Annotated in this window: 13 protein-coding genes; 9 read left to right on the top strand and 4 right to left on the bottom strand. The window is 44.3% G+C overall.

What is annotated here, in order from left to right:
• Positions 1–43 precede the first annotated feature (43 nt).
• Entirely contained in the window at positions 44–2,077 is a 2,034-nt protein-coding gene (locus tag R7E00_RS14630; RefSeq protein WP_206970610.1) for a prolyl oligopeptidase family serine peptidase, read from the top strand.
• A 242-nt stretch (positions 2,078–2,319) separates the two neighbouring features.
• On the opposite strand, the gene R7E00_RS14625 is transcribed toward R7E00_RS14630, so the two are convergent.
• Together R7E00_RS14625 and R7E00_RS14620 are read right to left on the bottom strand one after the other, a co-directional pair.
• Entirely contained in the window at positions 2,320–3,951 is a 1,632-nt protein-coding gene (locus R7E00_RS14625; protein WP_213896640.1) for an ABC transporter ATP-binding protein, read from the bottom strand.
• Between the two features lie 85 nt (positions 3,952–4,036).
• Positions 4,037–4,534 carry a hypothetical protein gene (locus R7E00_RS14620; RefSeq protein WP_017635485.1) on the bottom strand — a complete coding sequence of 166 codons (498 nt, stop codon included), beginning with the start codon at positions 4,532–4,534 and terminating at the stop codon, positions 4,037–4,039.
• A gap of 187 nt (positions 4,535–4,721) precedes the next feature.
• Here R7E00_RS14620 and R7E00_RS14615 point away from each other — a divergent pair, with 187 nt between their 5' ends.
• From R7E00_RS14615 to R7E00_RS14605, 3 genes are all read left to right on the top strand, one after another.
• Positions 4,722–7,082, top strand: a complete 2,361-nt coding sequence (locus R7E00_RS14615) for a Lon protease family protein (RefSeq protein ID WP_005375118.1) — start codon at positions 4,722–4,724, stop codon at positions 7,080–7,082.
• 293 nt (positions 7,083–7,375) lie between these two features.
• On the top strand, positions 7,376–9,004 hold the full coding sequence (locus R7E00_RS14610; RefSeq protein WP_005375120.1) for a methyl-accepting chemotaxis protein: 1,629 nt from the start codon (positions 7,376–7,378) through the stop codon (positions 9,002–9,004).
• A 397-nt stretch (positions 9,005–9,401) separates the two neighbouring features.
• Positions 9,402–10,361, top strand: coding sequence for a porin (locus R7E00_RS14605; RefSeq protein WP_171344177.1), 960 nt, complete (start codon positions 9,402–9,404; stop codon positions 10,359–10,361).
• A 124-nt stretch (positions 10,362–10,485) separates the two neighbouring features.
• On the opposite strand, the gene R7E00_RS14600 is transcribed toward R7E00_RS14605, so the two are convergent.
• Complete coding sequence (locus tag R7E00_RS14600) at positions 10,486–11,232, bottom strand: flagellar brake protein (protein ID WP_042521645.1); 747 nt, start codon at positions 11,230–11,232, stop codon at positions 10,486–10,488.
• A 127-nt stretch (positions 11,233–11,359) separates the two neighbouring features.
• On the opposite strand from R7E00_RS14600, the gene R7E00_RS14595 reads away from it, so the two are divergent.
• Together R7E00_RS14595 and R7E00_RS14590 are read left to right on the top strand one after the other, a co-directional pair.
• Complete coding sequence (locus tag R7E00_RS14595; RefSeq protein WP_017635482.1) at positions 11,360–11,635, top strand: GNAT family N-acetyltransferase; 276 nt, start codon at positions 11,360–11,362, stop codon at positions 11,633–11,635.
• A complete protein-coding gene (locus R7E00_RS14590) occupies positions 11,632–12,609 on the top strand; it encodes a phosphotransferase (RefSeq protein ID WP_155396143.1) in 978 nt (325 codons plus the stop codon). Before R7E00_RS14595 ends, R7E00_RS14590 begins: the two co-directional genes overlap by 4 nt.
• 46 nt (positions 12,610–12,655) lie before the next feature.
• On the opposite strand, the gene R7E00_RS14585 is transcribed toward R7E00_RS14590, so the two are convergent.
• Positions 12,656–13,156 (bottom strand): GNAT family N-acetyltransferase, encoded by a 501-nt coding sequence (locus R7E00_RS14585; protein ID WP_017820512.1) that lies wholly within the window; start codon positions 13,154–13,156, stop codon positions 12,656–12,658.
• A 395-nt stretch (positions 13,157–13,551) separates the two neighbouring features.
• On the opposite strand from R7E00_RS14585, the gene napG reads away from it, so the two are divergent.
• From napG to R7E00_RS14570, 3 genes are all read left to right on the top strand, one after another.
• A complete protein-coding gene (gene napG, locus R7E00_RS14580; RefSeq protein WP_262606206.1) occupies positions 13,552–14,322 on the top strand; it encodes a ferredoxin-type protein NapG in 771 nt (256 codons plus the stop codon).
• On the top strand, positions 14,322–15,176 hold the full coding sequence (napH, locus tag R7E00_RS14575; RefSeq protein ID WP_054579344.1) for a quinol dehydrogenase ferredoxin subunit NapH: 855 nt from the start codon (positions 14,322–14,324) through the stop codon (positions 15,174–15,176). The genes napG and napH overlap by 1 nt, the downstream gene beginning before the upstream one ends.
• A gap of 199 nt (positions 15,177–15,375) precedes the next feature.
• Complete coding sequence (locus R7E00_RS14570) at positions 15,376–16,557, top strand: MFS transporter (RefSeq protein ID WP_005375129.1); 1,182 nt, start codon at positions 15,376–15,378, stop codon at positions 16,555–16,557.
• The last annotated feature ends 235 nt before the right edge of the window (positions 16,558–16,792 follow it).

The following is a 16,792-nucleotide window of genomic DNA, read 5'->3' as shown; positions in this document are numbered from 1 at the left end:
AAGATAAACAACTTAATAAAAACAACGGAGTAACACGGACGTTATGCATTACCCAAAAACACGTAAAGATTCTGTCGTGGACACTTATTTTGGTCACGACATTGCCGACCCTTATCGCTGGTTAGAAGATGATCGCAGTGAAGAAACCGCACAATGGGTTTCGGGTCAAAATTCGGTCACCTTCGATTTCCTTGGTCAGATACCGTACCGCCAACAAATCCGTGACTTAGTGGCGAACAGTCAAAACTACGAAAAATATTCCCAGCCATTTGTACGTGGTGACTACACCTACTTCTACAAAAACGACGGTTTGCAAAACCAAAGCGTATTGTATCGACGTAAAGGCGAGGGAGAAGCCGAGGTTTTCCTTGATCCAAATACTTTCTCCGAAGAGGGCACGACCTCTCTTGGCGAAGTCAGCTTCTCTAAAGACTACCGTTTGGTCGCGTATTCCATCTCAGAAGGGGGTAGTGATTGGCGTAAGATCTTTGTCATTGATATGGAAACCAAAGAACAGTTAGAGCCTGAGATTGTTGATGCGAAGTTTACGTCGATTTCTTGGCTGGGCAGCAAAGGCTTCTATTACTCAAGCTACGATAAGCCGCAAGGCAGTGAGTTGTCTGCTCGAACTGAGCATCACAAGCTTTATTATCATGAACTTGGTACCCCTCAATCTGAAGATAAAGTGATTTTTGGTGAGTTGGATACGCAAGTTCATCGTTATGTGTCTGGTACGACGACGACAGATGATCGCTTCCTCATTATTTCTGGCGCAGAATCTACATCGGGTAATCGTCTGTTTTATATCGATTTACAGTCTGACTCCCAAGCAATTGTGACGCTGCGCGATACAACGCAAGGCGACACCTACTTAATTGATAGCCAAGACGCAACCTTGCTGCTTTACACCAACCTAGACGCGCCGAATGGCAAAGTTGTCAGCTACAACACTCAGACAGAACAATGGGCTGACGTGATTGCTGAACAAGAACAGCCGTTAGAAATCAGCAAAGGTGGCGGTTATCTGTTTGCGACTTATATGGTAGATGTGCTTTCTAAAGTGCAGCAGTTTAACTACCAAGGTGAGTGGATTCGAGATGTACAATTGCCGGGAGAAGGCACGGCTTATGGTCTGGCGGGTAAAAAAGAAGAAACCACACTTTATTACACATTCACTAACTACGTGACGCCTCCGACGATCTTCTCATTTGATGTCGAATCTGGTGAATCCACACTGTTTCAGGAATCAAAGGCACCGTTCGATCGTAATGAGTATGAATCAAAACAGGTGTTTTACACCTCAAAAGACGGCACGCAAGTTCCGATGATCATTTCATACAAGAAGGGCGTTGCACTTGATGGTAGATCACCAACCATGTTGTATGGTTACGGCGGTTTTAACATCAGCCTTACTCCAATGTTTTCTGGCAATGTAGCCAACTGGCTAGAGTTGGGTGGTATATACGCTGTCGCCAACATGCGAGGCGGCGGTGAATACGGTAAAGCCTGGCACAACGCAGGCACTCAGCAGCAAAAGCAAAACGTGTTTGATGACTTTATTGCGGCGGCGGAATACCTGATTGAAAACGACTACACTAGCTCGGATCGCCTAGCGATTCGCGGTGGTTCTAATGGTGGTTTGTTAGTTGGAGCGTGTATGACGCAACGCCCTGAACTATTCAAAGTCGCGCTGCCTGCGGTTGGCGTGCTTGATATGCTGCGTTATCACACGTTTACTTCTGGAGAAGGCTGGAAGTATGACTATGGCACGTCGGAGCAAAGTGAAGCGATGTTCCAATACTTGCTTGGTTACTCTCCTGTTCACAATGTAAAAGAAGGCGTGCAATATCCTGCTACCTTGGTGACAACTGCTGATCACGACGACCGAGTTGTGCCAGCACATTCGTACAAATTTATTGCGGAGCTGCAAGACAAACAGCAAGGCGCTAATCCAGTATTAATACGCATTGATGTCAATGCAGGTCATGGTGCAGGAATGCCGCTGAGTAAGCAAATTGACCTCACCACAGACATGTATGCATTTACGTTACATAATATGGGTATTGAGTCGATTTAATGCCCTAGTTGTTCGAAGCTTCTGAGAATAAAAAAATGCCGCGACAGTGTCGCGGCATTTTTCATGGTTGGGGGAACTCAATTCATACTGTTTGCCAGTATTTGAGCCAGGTTGACTAAGTCTGACTCTTGAACCAACCAGTCTCGGCGGCCAAACCGAAAGGCAGCTACGCCATTCTTAAGACAAGATGAATTTATCACCTTTTCTTAATCCTAGTTTATGAATATGAAACTGTGATGAACCTAAGCCGCATTGTGCTGATTTTCACTGCTTTCAAGATCAAATGAGGCATCTATCAGTTTTTTCGTGTAGTCATTTTTAGGGTTTTGGAAAATCTTTTCGGCCGTACCTTGTTCCATGACCTCGCCCTTTTGCATGACTAGAACACGATCAGAGAGTGCTTTAACTACTGATAGATCGTGGCTAATAAACAAGTAGCCAATATTGTGTTTTTTCTGCAAATCTTTCAGAAGGTCAATCACTGTCAGTTGCACCGAGCGGTCTAATGCAGAGGTTGGCTCATCAAGCAGAATAAACGAAGGTTCAAGGATCAGTGCTCGCGCGATAGCAATACGCTGACGCTGGCCTCCTGAAAACTCGTGCGGATAACGGTTGATGGACGCGGGATCTAAGCGGACCTCACGGAGCACGTCGCGCGCTTTCTGCATACGTTCTTTTTTACTCAACATTGGTTGGTGGACAGTTAATCCTTCTGTGATGATCTCGCCGATAGTCATACGAGGAGAAAGCGAACCATAAGGGTCTTGGAATACCATCTGAACGTCTTTTTTCAGCTCAAAACGTTCTTTGTTTGTCAGCAAGGCCATATCTTGGCCTTTATATTCTATTTTGCCAGTTGAGGGCAGAAGACCTATCAAAGCTCGGCCGAGTGTAGACTTACCTGAACCGGACTCCCCAACGATCCCGAGGGTCTCTCCTTGTTTAAGCTCAAGAGAAATGCCTTTTACCGCTTCGAAGTACTCATTCTTGCTCGCAATAAAATGCGACTTTACCAAGAATTTGACTCGTATATCGTCGGCCTTTAAAAGCTGTGTAGCACTTTCGCTAATAGGCTCCTTACTGCCTTTAGGAATCGAGTTGATTAGCATACGTGTGTATTCGTGCTTTGGGTCCTCGAAGAGTGTTTGCGTTTCGCCTTCCTCGACGACTTCTCCTTTACACATCACAATGACACGATCTGCAAAGTGTTTTACGACGCCTAAGTCATGAGTAATAAATAGGATTGCCATGCCCATCTGAGCCTGAATTTCTTTAATCAGGTGCAACACTTCTGCTTGAACCGTGACATCCAACGCTGTTGTAGGTTCGTCGGCGATCAAAATATCGGGCTCGTTAATCAGTGCCATCGCAATCATGATGCGTTGCAATTGACCACCAGAAAATTCGTGTGGGTACTTGTTGTACGCTTTTTCTGGGTTTGGCATATGAACCAATTCAAACAGCTCTAACACCTTTGCTTTTGCTGTTCGTCTATCGACCGGGCGGTGACACATGATGGCCTCAGCGACTTGGATACCCACCCGCATGTACGGGTTTAGTGAGGTCATCGGCTCTTGAAAAATCATGCCAATGCGATCACCGCGAATACTTTGCATTTCACGCTCTGTTTTATCCAAGATGGAGCTACCCTCAAACATGATGGATGAGCTTTCATGCAAAATAGCGTTGTCTGGCAGTAGTTTCATCAGTGCATTGGTTGATACTGACTTGCCAGAGCCAGATTCGCCAACGATGGACAGCGTCTCGCCTGCTTTTAAATCGAAGCTAACATTCTTTACTGCATCGACGATCCCATCGTTTGTCGTAAAGCTGACTGATAGGTTGTTCACCGAAAGAATGGTTTTAGAAGACATCACAGATCCTTGTGGTTGATAAAGCAAATGATACTCAAGCAATAGACAGTACAAACCTAGCTGGCCTCAATGCTTGAGCTTTAGATTAATTATACAGGTGAGAAGGCGAAGCTTTTGCCGAACTCATTGCTTGCAAATGTAAGAACTGCTCATGCGCGCGCGTTACGTGCTCGAGTTCTATCATCCATTGAGCATTACGTTGGGCAGAGCAAAATGCCGCCATGTGAGCTAATAAGTCTTCGCTCTGTTGACCAAGTAGGTGACCTACGCGCTCAATCAGTTCATGGCTCTCTAGCTGCAAAAATTGAAATAGCGCGTAAGTTTGATTGAGTATTGAGAACGCATCATGCTGTAAGCCGAGTTTGTTGAGAATCTCTGATTGCGTCACGCTAGCATCTCTAAGTCCCGTAATGAGACATACAAATTGGCAAGGTTTAGTTTGTGCATTTTCTAGCGCTAAATGAATGTGGTTGGGTAGATTGTTGAGCACGTCGTCATATAAACGATGAGCTTCTGGCCAATGGCCTTGTTCCATCAGTTGCTCCGCTTTTAAGTAGCGCATCCAGCATTGCTCAATATTCATATCCATCTCCACAACATTTGATTTGTTTAGATATTAAATGAAATTGATTATCAATTGCAAGTGCGTGTTAATATTACTTATGTGTTCATAAAATGTCCAATCAATCTAGGGTGGAAGGTAAATCACTTAAAATTAAGCAAATAATCTCTACACTCAAATAACGAAAATAAGAAAAAAGGAAGTGGATATGGCAATACTAAGATTGGAAGCTAAGCAGCTATATTCTGTAGCAGATCTAGAGAATATGCCATGTAAGTCGACCAAGGAGTTACCTCCAATTGATGAAATCGTGGGCCAAGAGCGCGCGCAAAAAGCGGTCGAGTTTGCGATGTCCATCAAAGAGAAAGGGTATAACATCTACGCCATTGGTCAGAATGGGCTAGGTAAACGCACCATGATCTTGCGCTATCTGAATCGTCACCAGCACGATGCAGCAGCCCTGTTTGATTGGTGTTACGTTGCGAACTTTGAGGATACCCGTACACCAAAGGTATTAAAGCTGCCTTGTGGTATCGGAAATAAGCTACGTGTTGATATTGAAGCTTTAATGGGCAAATTATTAAATGCTTTACCCCTAGCATTCGACAATGAAATGTACTTTAGCCGCGCTGAGCGATTAAAAAATCAATTGGCAGCTAAGCAACAAAACGAGCTGGATCGTATTAGTCGAGAGGCAAAAGAAAAGGGCATCAGCCTAACACTGACTACGCAGGGGGATTATCAGTTTGTCGCCATGAACGGTGATGAGCTTCATACGGAAGAGTCTTTTGATGTACTAAGCAAAAAAGAACAAGAGCAATTCAGCGATGCTATTGATGAACTCGAAGTGCGATTGCGCTCGATGGTTCGTGAGCTTACGGAGTGGGAAGAGACATACAGCGATAAAATCAAAAAGCTCAATGATGAAGTGACGCTTGATGTGATTACTCACTTCATCAAAAAACTCAAAGTGGATTACGCGCAATATTCCGAAATCAAAACCTACTTAACTGAGCTGCAAAAAGATATTGTTGAAAACGCAGATATCTTCCTTGACCAAAGTGGCGAGCAAGGCGAAATTGCGACGGCATCCTTGGATAAAAAATTGCCACGTCGTTATAAAGTGAATGTCTTGGTAAGCCGTAAAAGCAGCGAATTTCCTATCGTTGTTGAAGAAAATCCCAACTATCATTCACTCTTCGGGTCGATTGAGACTGCCACTTTCAAGGGAACGGTGTTTACCGACTTCTCGCTGATTCGTGCAGGGAGCTTGCATAAGGCGAATGGCGGCGTTCTATTAATGGATGCTCAGAAAGTACTTGAACAGCCTTACGTTTGGGATGGTTTGAAGCGCGCATTGCGTGCTCGTCAATTGAGTTTTACGTCTCTAGAAAAAGAAGTCACATTGACGGGAGCGGTATCACTCGATCCTGAACCGATTCCGCTTGATATCAAAATTATCTTATTTGGTGATTACCGAACTTACCAATTACTCCAACATTACGATCCAGAGTTCAGCGAGTTGTTCCGTGTGACGGCAGATTTCGAAGACGAAATGAAACGTACGCCGGAGTCTGAGCTGCATTACGCGCGCTTTATCTCTAGCGTGGTGCATGACAACAATATGCTGCATTGCGATCGCAAAGCCATTGCTCGGATCATCGAATACAGCTCACGTTTGTCTGGCGACCAATCCAAGCTATCTCTACATTCGGCTAATATCGCCAACTTGCTTCGAGAGTCGAACTACGTTGCTCGTCAAGCCAACTCCAACATGATCCGTATTGGGCATGTTGAAGAGGCGCTCAATAACCAAGAAATGCGAGTAAGCCGATTACGCGATAACGTAATGGAAACCTTTATTAACGGCACAACGCTGATTCGCACCGAAGGAGAAGCCGTAGGCCAAGTGAACGCACTTTCGGTATTGAGCACTAGTGACTACATGTTTGGTGCACCGAATCGCATCACAGCGACGACGTGTTACGGTGATGGGGATGTTATCGATATCGAGCGCAGCGTGGATTTGGGGGGCAGTATTCACTCTAAGGGCGTAATGATTTTGTCTGCCTACTTATCTTCCGTATTTGGTAAAACGGCACGAGTGCCATTAACGACAACCATTACCTTTGAGCAATCTTATGGTGGTGTTGATGGTGATAGTGCCAGCATGGCTGAGTTATGTGCGGTTGTGTCTGCTTTTTCAAAGCAACCAAACCGACAAGACATTGCGATAACAGGGTCGATGAATCAATTTGGTCAAGCTCAGCCTATTGGTGGCGTAAACGAAAAGATCGAAGGCTTTTATGATGTGTGTGTAATTAAAGGTCGTCATGACGGGCAGGGAGTCATTATTCCGCGCTCTAATGTTCACAATCTAATGCTTCGTTCCGACATCGTGAAAGCAGTCGAAAAAGGCGAGTTTAATATTTGGGCGATTGACCATGTTACTGAAGCTATCGAATTGTTTACGGGGAAAGTTGCTGGTGAGCCAACCGATGAAGGTTCTTATCCAATCGATACCATTTTTGGCCTTGCTCAAGCTAAGCTCAATTCGTTGAGAAAATAGGCTGAAACCGTCCTAAATGTGAATGTATCTCATCATAAGTGATCATAAGTTATCATAACGACAATATCCCGACGCTACTGTCGGGATATTGTCAATAACAGATTGAAAATGGAGAGTTTTTGTACTAGACAAAAGTGTGATCGACCTCTAATATTCGCCACTTGTTTATTCGTCTGGGATTTATCCCGTCGCAAGGAAGCATAGATATTCAAACTGCCGAAAAGTAACGTTGTTATAAGCACTGCTCGAGTTTGTTTGGATATAGACATCACGCATACAACTGAGGCCCTGTCATGCAGTTATCACTGAAAAATTTGTCAGTACGAACGCAAATTTTGGTTCCGGTATTATTTACCGCGATTGTTTTGTTTATTGCTCTTTGGATTACTAAAAACAATCTTCAAGCAGAGCAAGATGTTATTGCTTCCAACCAAGAATCTTTGGTTTTTCACAAAGACACATTGGCGAGTATTGACGACCAAATTTACCCTCTGCGCATAAGCGCGGTTTACGCTATTTACGATGCTTCTCGTCGTGAGAATTTTCTAACCGAATTGAAAGAAGGCTTAAAGCAAGTTGATGCCGATTTAAGCGCAATTGAAGCCCGAAACCTATTCCGTGACGATGCCGTTAAAGTTCGCCAAGCAATTGAATCCTATGTGCGATATTCAGAGCGCTCAGTTGCTTTCTTCAACCAATACGATCAAGGTTTGAAATCGGATAGCGAGTACCGTGCATTTGTCAAAGAGTATCGCAATGTTGGCCGAGAAATGGTCCAACAAATTAACACACTATCAAAGCATGTAAACGAGCAAGCTGAACAATCTACTATCAGAAGTCATCAGCAAAATGAACGTGTGCAAAATAACGCTATGTTGACGGTTTTAGCGGTATTTGCTTTCTCATTGATAGGCGCTTGGTTCCTATCTGGCATGATTGTTACACCAATCCAAAAGCTGCAAGAAGTGATGCGTCAGTTAGCAATGGGTAATCTATCAGTACGTGCAGATGTCGATGGGGACAATGAGATCTCTAAGCTGAGCAAAGATGTAAACCAAACCGCAGAGCAGTTATACAACACTGTGGACCAGTTAACCCGTATTAGTGAGGAAGTTGCATCTGCATCGACCGAATTAGCTGCGGTAATGACGCAAGCGGAAGCGAACGCTCAACAAGAGTTGGCGGAGATCGAGCAAGTTGCATCTGCGGTTAACGAGCTTGCAAGCACTGCGAATAATGTGAGTGATAACGCGACCTCTGCTGACGCAACCGCGCGTGAAGCTGATGGACTTGCTCAATCAGGTTTGGCTATCTTCCAAGAAAGTGCGGAAGCAAGTGCGCAAATGTCTCAAGCATTGAACGATGCAGCGCAAGTTGTTTTGCGTCTAAAAGAGCAATCTGTACAGATCAACGATGTTATTGAAGTGATTCGCGGCGTATCTGAGCAGACCAACTTGCTAGCATTGAATGCTGCGATTGAAGCGGCGCGAGCTGGTGAGTCTGGTCGTGGTTTTGCGGTAGTAGCTGATGAAGTACGAATGCTAGCAGCGCGTACTCAAGACTCGACACAAGAGATCCAAACGATCATTGAAGAGCTTCAAGCGCAGTCTGGGCTTGCGAATGACAGTATGCAAGTCAGCCTTGATATGCTTAGCCGCAACAACGAGCTGACGCAACAAGCTAATGAAGCGTTGGTTGGAATTACCGAGTCAGTCGCCAACATCAACGATTCAAACACGCAAGTAGCAACCGCAGCCGAAGAGCAGTCTCAAGTTACGCAAGATATCAATCGCAACGTGGTTAACATGTCGGAGCTTGTAAACCAAAACGTAGCGGGCATCAGCCAGAGTGCAAGTGCGAGTACTGAGCTTTCATTACTTGCAGAGAAGCAGAAAGAGCAATTAAGTTTCTTTAAGCTTTAATTCATCATCTACTTATCAAATCTCTAAATCCCTGAGTGAATGCTCAGGGATTTTTTTGTTTGTAATAATCGGATTTATTATCAATAAGTCTATCTAAAACAGTCAGTTAACAAGATTTTTTTGCGGGCAATATCACGTTTTGTGATATTGTTTTTACATTTTTTTCGTCAATTTTTTTTTGACGCGAACATTTTTTTTAACTCAACCGATAACTTGATGGTTGAGAGGTATTCATATCGTCATTTTAAGTGGTGTTTTCTTCTATAAGCGCTGTTTATTCAACACGTTGCGTGAAAAATAACAGCTGCTACTATGCCGCCAGTTTTCTCGTTGGTACAGAAAAGTCCTGTTTTTCTGGTGAGAAAACACATATAAAACAATGATATGGAAAATAACAATGAAATTAAAAACTTTAGCTGTAGCAGTGGCGCTAATGGCATCAGGATCTCAAGTTGTCGCTTCAGAACTATACAACCAAGATGGCACTTCTCTTGAGATGGGCGGCCGCGCTGAAGCGCGTCTTTCTATGATGGATGGTAAGGCAGAAGACCGTACTCGCATCCGTCTTAACTTCCTAGGCAAACAGGAAATCAATGAAAACCTATACGGCGTTGGTTTTTGGGAAGGTGAGTTCAAAACAAAAGAAGAAGGTGCCGTAGATAACAATAGTGATCTTGAAACTCGTTACGCTTATGCGGGTCTGGGTGGCAAATACGGTGAAGTAACTTACGGTAAAAACGACGGCGCACTAGTGGTTCTTACTGACTTTACTGATATTATGGCTTACCACGGTAACACAGCAGCACTTAAACTGCCTGTTTCTGACCGTACAGATAACATGCTGTCTTACAAAGGCCAATTCGAGCAACTAGCTGTACGCGCTAGCTACCGTTTTGCTGATCGCACAACAGATGCACAAGGCTTTACAGACAACGAGGAAGATGGCTTCTCTCTATCTGGTGTTTACGCGTTTGCTAACACTGGTTTTGAACTAGGTGCTGGTTACGCAGATCAAAACGACAGCGATGAGTTCATGCTGGTAGCTGCATACTCTGTAGGTGACTTCTACTTCGCTGGTAACTACACTGGCGCGGATATGGATGTTGCAGGTAAGACTTTTGATTACAAAGGCTACGAACTAGCCGCTGCTTACACTATGGGTCAAACTGTATTCACTTCTACGTTCAACAAAGGTGAACTAGAAGACGCAGATACTGTAGAAAACCTAGCTGTTGATGTAACTTACTACTTCAAGCCTAACTTCCGTGGCTACGCATCATACAACTTCGATCTAATGGATAACGAAGGCGCTGATGAAAAAGATGAGCTAGCGCTAGGTCTACGTTACGACTTCTAAGTCATGACTCTTATCTAAGATACTGCCTTATTCTTAGTAAATAAAAACCCCTTACTGAAAAGTAAGGGGTTTCTTGTTTTCTAGCACTTCAAAGCTTCTTGATAAGCGATAGGGGTTATCAAATCTATCTTTTTAGTGTGAGCTTAGTACCATCAAATTTGAGGTGACTGAGGAGGTTTTTAGCGTTGTTTTTACCAACCTCATCAAACTCCATTCCGTAGCGAGCATAGTGCGTTGATTTTTGTAAATTACAAATACGACCTCGCAATGGCGCTAGCATACGACTCTCTCCGGGCATCGTTAGATCCAATGAAACGTGGTCACCAACCTGAAGTGGCCGGCTCATTGGTGATGTTACAAAACGACAGCCACTACGAGATAAATCTCTTATTTCGCATTCAGTTCGATAGGCTTCTAAACAAACGCGCGCTCTCAAATTTACTTCGTAACGCACTTCTTTGCGAAGCTGAAAGACCTGCATAGTGTTGGGTAGGTCTAGCACCAAAATTGGGTACGGATCGCCTAGTCGATGCTGTAATTGGGCCCGAAATGGGATAACGGCCCCTTCACCTCGATGAGAGTAGGCTTTTACATTGATCCAAAAGCCTTCTTGAAAATAGAACTTCAAGTCTTCATCGGAGATGTTCGGAACCTCTATCAATGCAGTATTATTTGAGTGACAGCCAACAAATGTGCTGGTTGTAATAAACTTTGTACCAACGGGGGTGGTGACGTTTAAGCTCACTTCACTGCCATGTTCGACCATTGCCATTGCATCGGTGCTATTTAATGTACTTGCCTGACGTTCTGGTGCCTTCTTGCTTTGCAGAGGTAGCTTGCCGTCTCTGGCAATTGGGCTCATATTTCTCATTATAATTGTCGTACCTGATGTAAGAAGGTAATCGCGTGAGGCGAAGCAGCACTCTCGCATGGTATCGATTTTATTCAGTGATATAGTTTGATTCAATCAATCTGTAACAAAAATTAGAGAGCAAGATATGCATAAAGTAACTCATGAGACCACGAATAGTACATTCTGGGTTGATTTAGAGCAGGGTTATAAAGCCAAGGTGATTTATCAGCTTAAGGGTAATGTCATGCACATTACATCAACGGTTGTTCCTGAAGCACTGCGAGGTAAGGGGTACGGAAAAGTGATGATGGAAGCGGTGTTGCCAGAAATTGAGTCACTCGGTTATCAAATCAAACCAGTTTGCCCATATGTTATTCACTATATGGAGAAGAACCAAACGTGGTCACATCTGCTCGCATGATGAGTAACAACCACCAACGCTACCAAACTATTGGCCAGGAACTCAATCTCGGTAATTACCGCTCTGTAGAAGTCATACAATCGCTATGGGGAGGCTATGGGGAGTTAGTCCGAGTTACTTATTCTACTGGTTCGGTGATCATTAAGCATGTAAAACTCCCTAAGCCTTCAGAGCATCCTAGAGGCTGGAATACGGACCGTTCTCATCAAAGAAAGTTGCATTCTTATCAGGTGGAAGTGAATTGGTATGAGTATTTTTCCGGAGGGGTGGATACTCGCTGCCGAGTACCACAAGGTCTAAAAACGTTCCAATCGGAGAATGAATGGCTCATTGTGATGGAAGATCTCGCCGAGGTGGGCTTTCCAAAAGTCATCACAGATGCACAGCTAGAGCATCTACAAGCCTGCCTCACTTGGTTGGCGAACTTTCATGCGCGATACATCGATGTTCGTTCGGATAAGTTGTGGCATACCGGAACATACTGGCACTTAGCAACCAGACCCGACGAGCTTGAAGCATTGCAAGACACTGAGCTACAAAATGCGGCTCAATTGATTGATCAAACGCTCTCGCAAGCTAAGTTTAAAACACTAGTACATGGTGATGCCAAATTGGCGAACTTCTGTTTTGATGAAGAAGAATCAAGCGTTGCTGCGGTTGACTTTCAATACGTTGGATGTGGGTGTGCAATGAAAGATGTGGCACTGTTTATGAGTAGCGCCGTTAAGCCAGAACGTTGTGCAGAGATGGAAGTTTGGGTTTTGGATACGTATTTTGCTCAGTTGCAATACTCGCTAATGGTCTATCAACCGAATCTTGACCCTAATGAAGTCGAGCGTGAATGGCGTCCTTTGTTTGCTGTGGCTTGGGCAGACTTTCAGCGATTTGTGAAAGGTTGGAGTTCCGACCACTGGAAGATCAATCCCTACACAGAAGCATTGACTCGCAGAGCGTTGGCTTACTTACGAAAGTGAGTCGAAGTTTAAAAAGAAAAGCCTCCAATTAGTAGGAGGCTTTGTTTTATCTTTGGCCTGGTCTGATGCGCGCCATGTAATAGGTATTGATGAATTCACCATCACGGAAGGAACCGTCAATCGCTTCACCCTCAATTTGAAATCCATGCTTTTTATAAAGCCCAATGGCGGCGTCGTTATCGGCATTGACCTCTATCTGAATTCTTCTCACATTTAACCAGTTATCTGCTAGTTCAGTGACTGTTTCTATCAATTTGCTACCAATACCGAGTCCGTGGAAACTATCATGTACTCCGATGCCAAACGATGCCGTGTGCATCGTTCTTGGACGTAGAGAGTGGTGAAAGCCAATATTACCGACGACTTTACCATCAATTTCAGCGACATAGCTATAAACACCATCAGGTATGTTTGACAATCTTTCCACCCACATCGCGAGCGAAGGCTTTGGGAGTTGCAGGGTTTCACGCTGTGCTTTTGGTTGTGAATAGATTTCTACGAGTGCCGCTGCGTCTTCGACGGTCGTTGGACGTACGATAATTTCCATGCCTCTCTCCTTCGCTTTTTAGTTTTAATTTTTAATCTAACCACAGTTTTCTTATTTGGATAGTATTTTTTTATGTTTAATGGATAAATGCCTTTTAAATTAGCTTGTTATGATGTCTTTTTTTTAATTTTCAGTAGTGATTTATCATCGAATTGAGCGAATAGATTGCAAAGGTGTTGAATTATTGTACTGAGAATGGTGCGTACTGCAGAGTATCGTGGTGAATTTCATGTCGCAGTAAATAAACGCATTTAGTCAAACTGTGATGACGGCACTGTGCGTCAGTTGACTTGAATCAATAGAGGATGGGGTTACCTCCTATGAGGTATAGGGAAACGACACGTTTAGGGCTATTTATGCTTAACTTGATAAGGGAGTTTTGTTGAGGAAATAGCATGAAATCCTCTCAGTCTAAAATATCGCAAAGTCGGCGCCGATTTTTGCGTGATACAGCTCGAACTGCGGCTGGTGTTGGCGCAGCTGCGTGTGTATTGGGCTTACAATCGCTACAAAGCCAAGCTCGAGAAACCAAAGGTGTGCCTATTCGTCCGCCTGGTGCACTGCCGGAAGGCGATTTCGAATCAGCTTGTATTCGATGTGGCTTGTGTGTTCAGGCATGTCCTTACGATACCTTGAAACTTGCGACATTACTTTCACCCGTCGCGACTGGCTCACCTTACTTTACTGCACGCGATATTCCCTGCGAAATGTGCGAAGACATTCCTTGTGTTGTCGCTTGTCCGAGTGGGGCGCTGGATCCGAAACTAACCGATATTGATGATGCTCGAATGGGTACAGCGGTTCTTATTGACCATGAAACTTGCCTTAACTGGCAAGGGTTACGATGCGATGTTTGTTATCGCGTTTGTCCGCTGATTGATGAAGCCATCACGTTAGAGATGGTTAACAACGATCGAACTGGCTATCACGCCAAACTTATCCCTACAGTGAATTCCGAAGTGTGTACCGGATGCGGTAAGTGTGAACAAGCGTGCGTGTTGGATGTCGCTGCTATTAAAGTTGTCCCGACGGATTTGGCGAAAGGCAAAGTGGGCAGCCACTACAATTTTGGTTGGAAAGAGATCGACAAACCACTCGAAAATATCCTCCCTAGTGAGACGCCTGTACCGGAAGGTGCGCTTGAATCGCTAAAAGGAGGTAAGTAATGGCAAAGAACTTAGCTCAAAATGCTGGCAAAGAAGCGCTTGAAAAGCTTGGTTGGTGGCGCGCGCATCGGTTTTTGATTTTACGTCGGCTATGTCAGTTCACCATCATTGCGCTATTTATGGCTGGGCCGACGCTGGGAATTCTAACTGGTAATCTGTCATCAAGTATGTTGCTCGATACCGTGCCGTTAAGTGACCCGTTAATTGTGCTTCAAGCTTTGGCGACAGGGCATGTTCCGGAGTTTAATGCGTTGTTAGGCGTAGTGATTGTCGTGGTGTTTTACGCGATTTTGGCGCCGCGCGCATTTTGTGCTTGGGTGTGCCCGTTGAACATCGTGACAGACTTGGCGGCGTGGTTGCGTCGAAAGCTCAACATTAAAGCGAGCTATCGTTGGTCTCCCGTGATTCGTTATTGGCTGATCCCTGTTTTGATGTTGGGCAGTGCGCTGTCTGGCGCAATTCTTTGGACATGGTTAGATCCAGTGGCGGCACTGCATCGCGGGTTGGTGTTTGGTATGGGCGCAGGTTGGGTGTTGATCGCCCTGGTGTTCGTGTTGGATTTACTCTTGGTTGAGCATGGGTGGTGTGGGCACTTATGTCCACTGGGGGCTACCTATGGCGTGATAGGCCGAAAAAGCCTGTTGCGCGTTACTGCTGTTCGCCGCGAAGATTGCACCAAATGCATGGATTGCTTTTACGTTTGCCCAGAACCAGAAGTGCTTCGGCAGCCTTTGAAAGAGGGAGATCGTCGAGTTATGGATCAAAACTGCATTAGCTGTGGTCGTTGTTTGGATGTATGTCCAGAACATGTGTTTGAATTTAAAAATTGCCTATCAGTAAAAGTCATTGATTAAGCCACTGAGCACATTTACTCATGCTTTATTTCTCTTGATACTTGAACATCGCGCTTAGCCGAGGAGTTAAGTGCGATGTTTATCTTCATAACAATATCCCTCAGCCATATCTGCTTGCTCTGGGCTGAAAATAATAATGATATTGCGAATTTGTTACATTTAAAGCTATGATGATGCCTTCATATTTAAAGGAAACATCATGACTACCTCATCGCACGGCTGGAGAACGCCGCAAAATTTCCTCCTGTTAATTTCCATTATCGTGCCCATTGCTTTTTCTACCTGGATGGCGTTGTTGAACAACTTTGTTATCGAGAAAGCAAACTTTGATGGTGCCGACATAGGCTTATTGCAAAGTGTGCGTGAAATTCCGGGTTTTTTGGCCTTTACCGCCGTGTTTGTATTGCTGTTTATCCGAGAGCAACGCTTTATGCTCGTCTCTTTGGCGATGCTTACGCTTGGTACGGCATTAACAGGTTATTTTCCCACTTTGTACGGTCTACTTTTTACAACCTTGTTAATGTCCACCGGCTTCCATTACTTTGAAACACTCAAGCAGTCTTTGTCTTTACAATGGCTATCTAAAGAAGAAGCGCCAGAAATGCTGGGTAAGTTTATTTCTGTTGGAGCTTTGGCTTCTCTGTTTACCTACGGCGCCATTTGGGTTTCGCTCGAACAGCTCAAACTTGATTTTAAAACGGTCTATTTAATGGCTGGTGGTTTAGGTTTTGTGCTCATTTTGGTGATGGCATTTGCCTTCCCACAATTTAAGACAAAAGTGCCTCAGAACAAGAAGCTCATCCTGCGTAAACGTTACTGGTTATACTATGCGCTTACGTTTATGAGTGGAGCACGCCGTCAAATTTTTACGGTGTTCGCTGGTTTCTTGATGGTAGAAAAGTTTGGTTACTCCGCCGCAGATATTACGTTGTTGTTCCTGATTAACTATGTCTTTAACTTCTTGTTTGCGAAGCGAATAGGCCGTTTTATCGGCGTTGTTGGTGAGCGCAAAGCGTTGATGTTTGAATACGTCGGTTTGATCTTCGTGTTCGTCGGGTACGGTTTGGTGCAAACGGCAGAGTGGGCGGCAGCATTGTATGTTGTCGATCATTTATTTTTCGCGTTAGCGCTTGCGATTAAAACCTACTTCCAGAAAATTGCCGATCCTGCCGATATGGCGTCGACCGCAGGCGTTGCGTTTACGATTAACCATATTGCTGCAGTTGTAATACCTGTTACGTTTGGTGTCATCTGGCTTGTTTCACCTGCGAGCGTATTTTACATCGGCGCTGGTATGGCAGCAGTGAGCTTGCTGTTGTCACTCAATATTCCAGCGAAGCCGGAAGAAGGCAACGAAACTCGCTTGTTGAAGTGGAGTTAAGTTGGTACTCACTATCTAATCATTAAAGCGAATACCTGTAATTAGACTCACTAAAAAGGGTGCTTATGCGCCCTTTTCTTTTTATTTTCAGCCCTAAACCACCTACTTCAGTAGGTGGTTATCATCCGTTTCGGCTTTGCCTGTAAAACTACTCATGCTAAATGCGTCTTTGATTTTTCCAGAAGTCAAAGAGGACAAATAACATGAGTAGATACAATCAAGCTTCCCACGTATT

The organism is Vibrio sp. Vb1755, assembly GCF_033338635.1.
Classification (GTDB): domain Bacteria; phylum Pseudomonadota; class Gammaproteobacteria; order Enterobacterales; family Vibrionaceae; genus Vibrio; species Vibrio alginolyticus.
This window is presented reverse-complemented; position numbering and strand designations above follow the sequence as displayed.